At 48.3% G+C, this 8,139-nt stretch carries 13 protein-coding genes; all 13 read right to left on the reverse strand.

Features of this window, described 5'->3' with window-relative positions:
- The coding region (locus IO95_RS06135; RefSeq protein ID WP_072011651.1) for a hypothetical protein at positions 1-797 on the reverse strand (797 nt) is incomplete at its 3' end.
- A gap of 27 nt (positions 798-824) precedes the next feature.
- Positions 825-1,118 (reverse strand): VasL domain-containing protein, encoded by a 294-nt coding sequence (locus IO95_RS06140; protein WP_023492731.1) that lies wholly within the window; start codon positions 1,116-1,118, stop codon positions 825-827.
- Positions 1,106-1,249: a hypothetical protein gene (locus tag IO95_RS25525; protein WP_160165610.1), complete on the reverse strand. Its 144-nt coding sequence runs from the start codon at positions 1,247-1,249 to the stop codon at positions 1,106-1,108. The genes IO95_RS06140 and IO95_RS25525 overlap by 13 nt, the downstream gene beginning before the upstream one ends.
- Before the next feature lie 34 nt (positions 1,250-1,283).
- Entirely contained in the window at positions 1,284-1,733 is a 450-nt protein-coding gene (gene tssE / locus IO95_RS06145; RefSeq protein ID WP_023492732.1) for a type VI secretion system baseplate subunit TssE, read from the reverse strand.
- Positions 1,734-1,745: 12 nt separating this feature from the next.
- On the reverse strand, positions 1,746-1,895 hold the full coding sequence (locus tag IO95_RS25790; protein WP_023492733.1) for a hypothetical protein: 150 nt from the start codon (positions 1,893-1,895) through the stop codon (positions 1,746-1,748).
- Positions 1,895-2,416, reverse strand: a complete 522-nt coding sequence (locus IO95_RS06150; protein ID WP_023492734.1) for a DUF3304 domain-containing protein — start codon at positions 2,414-2,416, stop codon at positions 1,895-1,897. Before IO95_RS06150 ends, IO95_RS25790 begins: the two co-directional genes overlap by 1 nt.
- Before the next feature lie 50 nt (positions 2,417-2,466).
- Positions 2,467-3,030, reverse strand: coding sequence for a DUF2569 family protein (locus tag IO95_RS26420; protein ID WP_081878524.1), 564 nt, complete (start codon positions 3,028-3,030; stop codon positions 2,467-2,469).
- A gap of 77 nt (positions 3,031-3,107) precedes the next feature.
- Positions 3,108-3,278, reverse strand: coding sequence for a DUF3289 family protein (locus IO95_RS23920; RefSeq protein WP_369794334.1), 171 nt, complete (start codon positions 3,276-3,278; stop codon positions 3,108-3,110).
- A gap of 152 nt (positions 3,279-3,430) precedes the next feature.
- Positions 3,431-3,811 carry a hypothetical protein gene (locus IO95_RS25075; RefSeq protein WP_023492937.1) on the reverse strand — a complete coding sequence of 127 codons (381 nt, stop codon included), beginning with the start codon at positions 3,809-3,811 and terminating at the stop codon, positions 3,431-3,433.
- Positions 3,792-4,598, reverse strand: a complete 807-nt coding sequence (locus tag IO95_RS06160) for a hypothetical protein (RefSeq protein ID WP_037384339.1) — start codon at positions 4,596-4,598, stop codon at positions 3,792-3,794. The genes IO95_RS25075 and IO95_RS06160 overlap by 20 nt, the downstream gene beginning before the upstream one ends.
- 11 nt (positions 4,599-4,609) lie before the next feature.
- Positions 4,610-7,021 carry a type VI secretion system Vgr family protein gene (locus tag IO95_RS06165; protein WP_023492735.1) on the reverse strand — a complete coding sequence of 804 codons (2,412 nt, stop codon included), beginning with the start codon at positions 7,019-7,021 and terminating at the stop codon, positions 4,610-4,612.
- A gap of 4 nt (positions 7,022-7,025) precedes the next feature.
- Positions 7,026-7,550, reverse strand: a complete 525-nt coding sequence (tssJ, locus tag IO95_RS06170; protein ID WP_023492736.1) for a type VI secretion system lipoprotein TssJ — start codon at positions 7,548-7,550, stop codon at positions 7,026-7,028.
- Positions 7,551-7,622: 72 nt separating this feature from the next.
- On the reverse strand, positions 7,623-8,139 hold a 517-nt coding region (locus tag IO95_RS06175), incomplete at its 5' end, for a type VI secretion system baseplate subunit TssG (protein WP_037384342.1).

Below are 8,139 nucleotides of genomic sequence, written 5' to 3' on the forward strand. Positions count from 1 at the left end.
TCTTTGGCTTTTTCCAACGCCAATTTGGTGCGCCCAGGAAACAACGCCCTTAGTTCGTCGTAAGGCCAGGCCAAATGTTTATCCAACAAACGCCATTCGGCGTCGCTCCAACGCAGGGGCGGTGCTTCTCGGGGTTTTACTTTATGGTATTTCAGCCCTAACTCACTGGCCCTGATTTTAACCGCCTCACGACTTCTGAGGGGGAGTTTTTTGGCCACCTTGGTACCTAACGTGGGGTAAAATTCGCGTAAAATGCGTTCTTCATCGGCATGCCAACTGCGTACCCGGGTTACCCCTATCTGGCTTGCCATGGCCTCTATGGCGCTTTTCCCCCGACCCGCCAATAAGGTTTGCATATCATCAAGGCTTCTACCATCGCCATAGTATTTGCGCAGGATATCGAGCTCCTGCTCCGACCACGCACCCGATTGTTTTTTGCAAAGCCCCAATGACTGGGCCGCCGACCTCACCGCACTGATCCCCCGGCCCAACGTCGCCGCCATCTCCCGGGTCGATGTTTTGCCGTAGTGGGCTTCGACATAATTTAACTCGGTTATCGTCCAGCGTGAGCGGCCATTTCTCGGGGGCGATTCTATACTCACCGCGGTCTTGGGATCGGGTTTTTGAAGCTCAAGCCCTAACCGATGCGCCATCGTCCTCAACGCGCCAAGCGTACGCCCCAGCCTGACCGCTATCTGGGTGGGAAGTAACTTGGCATGAGATGCCTTAAGAAATTCAATTTCATCCGGCGTCCAGAGTACGCTGTTCCTTCTGGTCTTAGCGGGTTGTTCCATCATCCTCACCCTACTCCTTGGTTTTCGACCTTACTGCGCTGAATCGGCTGGTCTTTGAGTTATCAGAATATAGCGTTTAAGCCGTTGTACAAGGCGCAGCTCTGCCTGTGGCTGCGCATTGGCCGATAAGCGGTTATCTGCTGAGGCCGCCGCCAGTTGGCGCTGTTGCTCTTCCATCGGTACCGTTTTGCCAAATTCTTGGGTAATGGCAAACACCATGGTTTTCAGTTCGCTGCCCGTCATGTATTTGCCCTTGCGTTCATCCAGCGCATTCAGGCTGTCGGTCAATTGCTGGAGTTCCGGCAACGGCGTTATTGATGCCACCAGTTGTTGCTCCACTGCCGTGGGCGAATGCAGGTGCTGCCAAACCCCGAGCTCATCTCATCCCGCAGCACGGCATAATCCGCCAGTGCTCGCGGGTCACCGCCGTTTTTAAGTTGTTTGCGTGTATTCACGTGCCAGTCTCCCTCTGTTCCAAAAGAACATTAATCAATAAAGTGACCGGCTATCCATCAGTTGTTGTTGCCGCAGGTGGCGCAGCAGCACTTTCCCCTGAGGGGTAAATTCGGTGCCATAACGCACCAGGCCGATGCCTTTCAGCTCGGCATCAATGGCGTAGCGCAGCTCACCGGGGGTGCTCTGTTCCAGCATCAGCACATCAATCCGCTTCAGACGTGGCTCATATTTCAGCAACACGTCAGACAGGGTAGTGATTAACTGGTGAGCAGTACCGGGCATCCCCTGCAGGATTTTGCTCATATCCGGCAGACCGTAGTCCGGCAAGTGTGACAAGGTCCCGGCGCGACAATTGAGAATGCGCTGCATATTGTCCAGCACCGACATAATCAGCTGGTTCTCTTCACTGATTTGGTGCAAATCCAGCCCTCCGGCAAAGTTTCCGTAGAGGGTTTCATACAACGAGGGAGTGTGATGCGGCATATTTATTCCTGTTCAAGCGGAGCGTAAACGCGAGCTTTGATTATTTCGGTGGATATCATCAAGAAAGAACCCCACATGCCAAGTCCGCGAGCAATTACCCAAGCCAGCATCTTCTGCTTGTTGGGCGCGGTTGGCTGAAGCGATCAGGCTTTCAATATCCATTAATTATGCTCCTTTTCAGCTATATTATCTTGGGTGTTGGGCCTTTTTTCATAAGGAGACCAAGCATTATCACTCCACCCCAACAGAACTTTATCCCCTGGTCGAAAATGCACATGCAAATCATTTTCTCCCCACTTCCTTTCCGGTAATGGCAGGGTAACACGCCGCGTTTCCTTACGAAGTCCTGCATCATACTGGGCTCTTGTGGTACTTAATGTCCAGATAACCTCAGCCGTCTTGCCACTGATATTGCCGCAACAGGCTGCCTTACCACCGCCATAAGCGAATGCATTAGCCCCAGCGACCCCATTCACACTAAACCCCAGAATGGGGCGGTCTATCTCACTGTGAATAATCAGCGTCACGCCCCCAGTAGGTGGCCCCCAAATAGCGGCCCAGAATAACCAACCACACCAGCCAACAATCGCCAGTGATATGCCGCCCCACATCCATTTCCCCCAACGGGCATAGCCGCGGGTAATGGCAGCATCTACTTTTTCCAGCCGGGTAAAGAATCCCATTATGTTCTCACTTTTTCTCTGCACATCGCAAATAACTCGAGTTTTTTCATTTAATTAACAAATGTTAGTCGTACTCTTTTTGATCTTTCCAAATAAGGCAGGCAGATATATACCATAGCGATGGGGTAAGAAAATAAAATCAAAAAAACAGATGTCATGGAAATATGGTAAGCATACCAAAACATAAAAGCCATTATTAATAATGGTTGAGTTAATGATAAAAAAACAAATAAACGATAGTATTTCTTAAAGCTTCTCTTCCGGAAAAACAATGAGACCAAACATAACACAATGATTACAATTAAAATAAATTCCACTACGATGTTTATTGATAAAAAAAGCTTATAAATATTTTCCGTCAACCCCAATAACGGGCTGAAAGGGCTTTTTTTTATGCTAGAAAAACCATTAAACCGTAGTGAATTACTTGAAATACTATAAATATAATAAAACAAAGAAGTGACTAGGTGCATAATAATAACAATCAACCAACCACCAATACCGGTCATGGCTTCCCGTTCTTGCTCATTAATACAAATACAACTGCCTGAAGCACGTTCTCTCCCAATTTTTACTACATTCTGTACTCTGGTATATTTTAACCACCTCTCCATGTCTTAAAAAAAAGACATAAATAAAGTAAATAACACTAAGGAAAAAAATTAAAGAAAACATTTTTTAATATTTCACATCACCCCTTTATATCCTTAAAGAAAACAGCCTCATTAATGAAGGATTTATAAGCATAATTTTTATAACGTTGAAGGATAAGCCATGAACAAAGCCACGGTGAATTTTCAAAATACTTCCCATTCACGTCATCAACATCCAAGCCAAAATGGTCTTGAATTTGAAATTTCAATCTAGCAGTATATATTTTTTGGGGTCAGAATTATCAAAATTAATACATTCGATATATATCCTTATTGGCCATAATAATTAAAATAACTAAAGCGCTATTTTTCCATGCTGCATTATTTTTAAACTATCTTTTTTTAATAGCCGAGAATTCCATTATTTTTTAAAGCACACATCAATTAGCCCTCTCATTAAAAAAGCAACTAAATATGCTAAAAAACCAGATAAAACTATTAGAATTACCCTCAGTGGATTGGTGGAGAACCATTGTAAAAAAGGATAGACTAAAACTAGAATAGAAATAACCACACTCATTCTAAAAGAAACAAATGGAATAACAAAAAGTGATGGGGAAATAACAAATATTAGGTAAAATGACACAAAGCCTAGACCAACCCCCTTACTTCTAGGGGTAAAACTATTAGTGTAGATATAATGCCCTAAATCATGAATAAATATCAAAACAACACAGCATAATATTGATGCTATTATTTTAATTAAAAAAATCTTTGCTGAATTACTTTTTCCAGATAGCATACCTTTCATACTCCAATGTTGATATGACTTTCCCAAGTTCTTTTGAATCAATAGAGTGAGCCATTTCTCTAACGATAACAGGAGGATATGTTTTTCCTGTCTGCTCTATACTATAAGAGAATTTTTTACTTGCAAAAATGGCACCTCGTAAGACAAAAAAGTTATCATATGTATTAGACTCATCTTTATTCCCTAGTATAACATCACTACCTTTCCCTGTTCCCCATGTAATTCCTGTTTCCACGGTTGCAGGTATATTTTTGTGCTCTCGATATGTATCAAAAGCAAATGGTATTTGCCCAATAGCATCAGTCCAATAAGGAATTCCATCAATCATCGTCAGAAGATAATCAGCCCCACCATTTTGATTGTGTTTCCAGTCACCTTCTAATTTATTGTAATAAGAAATTGAAGGTCTATCAACCAATGAAAAGTTAACTATATCATCCCACGTGAAATGTTTGTATGCATCCTTTACATCTTCGGCTTTGTTTACATAAATTAGAACCCTATAGTCATCAGCCAAAGGTTCAAACCACTGATATTTAAATTTATCATAAAGCTCCTGAGCAGTTACTATTTTGAATAAATCACCCTCCCCTCCCTTTAACACAAATAAAACATCAGCGTTTTTACGCGTAACGATTAATATATTAGGAACTTCAACCTTCTGTTCTTTGCTGTCTGCCTCAGGCGTCGTATTCCCTTTAACACCTAATGCGGTCTTTCCATCTTTGGTGATAATCAAATGTGACTCACCATCAATATTTATATTTATCTCTTTCATTAATAACTCACTTAACTAATAAAAATCCAATATTCGGATTCATTATCACTTTTATCAACATAGGCATTATCCCCAGTTCCCGATAGGAGTTCTTTTCTATCCATATCTTCAATTCGATAATTAACGTTTGACGAAAAGCGAATCTTCCGATCAAAATACTGAGTAATCATCTTCATCTGTTTTAGTGATTCAACTGGCATTGTCGCCTTACCCGTTGTCGCCATGCGTTTTATCTTGCGCAGGTACTGCCCGGTGGTGCCGTATTCGATTTTACCCGGCTCGATTTTCACATAACTGCCGCCGCCAATCAGGGTGATACGTTTTTTGCCGGCAAACGAGATGTCATCAGCCGAGCTGATGCTCAGTTTCTTCTCGGCAAACAGGTGCATTTGGCCGTTTTGCGCCTGCATCTCGATGGGGCCCTCACTGGCTTTCAGGCTCAGTTGCCCGGTGCGGGCAAACAGCCCCAGCTTTTCCCCCGCCAGTGCGGTCATATTGCCCATCACCCCGATGCTGCTATCACCACCCGCATTGAAAGCAACGTTTTTACTGGCGGTTAATTGCAGGTGTTCACCACTGGTCACCGCGACACCCTGTGGGGCGGAAAAATGCAGGATTTCATTCAGCGGCTTTAACCGCTGCTCAAACATCGCTACCTGGCTGTCGATATCCGCTTTCAAGGTTTGAGCCTGCTCGGCCGCCAGTTGCAGTTGCTGTAACTGTTGCCGACACACCTCGATTTCTTTCAGGGCAGTGGCCATATCCAGCACCTCGCCCTGGGCTTTGGCTTGCCCATCGGCGCTGATAAACAGCCCCTTGGCCACACGGATAACACCGTATTCGTCGGTACGCAGTTCAAAACCCCGGCCACGTGCCTGGTTCTGTGCATCCACCAGATGGCCGCTATTGAGCTGGGTTTTGCCGAATTCCGTGGCTAATTTGACATGCTCCTGCCCTCGCTGGTCCTCTAACCTTAATTTGTTGCCCGAAGGGGTTCTCAGCACATTGCGGGTATGGTTATCGCGGGTTACGTGGTCCAGATGTTTGCTGTCATGCAGGGCATGGGCGATATAGGGTAAATCGATATCCCCCTGATGGTAGGCTATCGCCACCTCGGTGCCGGCAATCAGCGGCGTATGCCAGCCATAGGTCTCCCCTGCATAGGGCTTCGCCAGCCGAAGCCACAGGTAGGCATAGCCCTGTTCGCTCCCGGTGCGGTCAAAATCCAACCGCACTCGATAACGGCCCTGTTCATCCAGCCAGGCATAGGTATCGTCCTTTTCCCGGCTTTCAACCCGGGCAGGCAGGGTGCCGTGAATTTGTGGGCGCGGGATGTCTGCCGGGCGGTAGCAATAACGCTCGGTGTAGGGCATCCCCCACAGGGAGACATGCAGGCGTGAATCCCGCGAGGCGCGATAGGTCGCCAGGGTGATGAGCATCCCCTCTTTCAATGCATTAATCACCGCCCCTTGTGGCTCCAGTACCTGCCCCGGGGCCAATTGTGGGGCGTTGCTGAACAGGTGAATACGCGCCGATTTATTTAGCGCCCGCTCATGGTGAATGCGGGCATAAAAGGCGCCACTTTCGGTTTCTGGCGTGGGGTTACTGTCATCCCCCGCTTGCCGATACGGCTGTGTATAACGGTAATGCTCACCGGTGGTCACGGTGTCGTTACGGACACTCACCGTCGCATCCATCGGGGTGCTGGCGGTGCGGTAGTTGTAGTCGTTGGTGGTCACACTGCCGGTCACCACCTGGTGCCAGGTGCGGACATCCCACACCGACTCCTCGGCGCCATCATACAACCCCGCCGGTTCACGGTAAGGCAGATGCACATGAAACTGGTAACCCAATTGACTGTCGGCAAATATCACCACATCCAGTTCCCGGGTACTGTCCATTTCAGTGCGCCAGTAAATCCCCACCTCAGACAGAATACGCTGGATAAACTGTAAATCCGTTTCCCGCCATTGGGTAATCACCTCACGCGGGGGATAGGACTGCTCGAGGCGAAATTCAAAATCCGCCCCTTCGAACCCGTGGGAGCGCAGCACCTGCTCCACCACCTCCACCACCGATTGGTTAAGGAAAACCGCACACTGGCGAGTCTGAGCCAGCAAGGCCAAACGGGAACTGAGGGTAATACGGTAGTGAGACTGGTCCACGGAGGTGGAAAGCCAGGCAAAGTCAGTGATGATGCCATGCACCGTTTTGCCACTGCGCATGCGCAGGCTGGCGTATTTCATCAACAATACATCAGGGGCAATATTGGCCTGGGGCGTAGTGAACTCGATATCCCAATAGAACGGTTCGCTTAACGCTTCACGCCCACGAAAACGCAGCACATCCGGCATGACACTGGCATCGTGGATATCCAGCACATAGCGGTTTTGCCCGTCGAAAAGTTGCAGCCAGTTATCCATCAGCTTACTCCTTGATTGGCACCAGATTGAGCCAGCCATCACCCAGCTCAATGGTACGCGGTTTATCCGGGTCAAGATCTTCACGGCTCAGCACCAGTCGCCAGCGATTCTCTTTCAGGTCTGGACGGTTAAACAAACCGACAATGGCCACATACTGGGCCGCTTCGTCCATCGGCATGTTCAGTGTCATGCTGCCTTTGGGCATCACCAGCAGAGAGGTTGACGCCAGCGTATCGTCTTTCAGCACCGAGTCCGCCTTGCGCAGCAGGGTTTGGTAATCCGCCGCGTCGATATTTTGTCGGTCTTTCAGTTGATATACCCTGACCATGGTAGCCAGTGGCGTCTGTTCACCGTCGGCATTAGCTGCAGCACGTGGTGAAAAATCCAGATGCAGCACCTTGATTTTTTTATAGAAAACGGACTTGGTCAGGTCAACGGTCCCGTCTTTGATGGACTGGGTCAAACCACAGCCTGCCAGCAGGCCGCAAACGAGAAGTGGCAGTACCCGCCAGCGGATGATTGTTGCCATTGGGGTGTTCCTTTATTGATAAGTTAAATACCCTGCTCCAGCAGGAATTAGGATTCGTTAACGACAGGCATATCACTCGAAACGATAGTGGCCGTCCTCCGCTGGCAGTAATGGGGTACATTGCAGCCCCTCATAACACCCCAGGTTGACCGTCAGGGTTTCTGTTGCCTGGCGCGTGTTGAGCTTGCCCGCTTTCAGGCCCAGCAACCCGGTGCGCCCCAACTGGATACGCCTGCGGTTACCCAGCCGGGGTTCCGGTAACAGAGACACCGGAACGGTGAGCTTTAATCGCGCATCACTGCGATACCCGAGATAAACCCGCATCAGCACCAGCAAGTCGGTGTGGATCTGCCCCCCCGGCAACCAGCCTTCCGCTTCTTGCGGATCTTCAGTGACCAACGTCACCAGAACCCGGCTACAGGCCTCTTTGCCGGTTTTGCCCAGCGTGGCCCGTTGTGACAGTTGAACCCGATTGCCACTGCCCAGGCCGCTGCGGTTTTCTATCGCGACTTTGACCGGGTCCGGTTCGGTAATGATGGCCCGGGTATGCGGGGCCAACAGACTGACCAGCGCCCGGATCCCTTCTGCG

The organism is Serratia sp. DD3 (assembly GCF_000496755.2).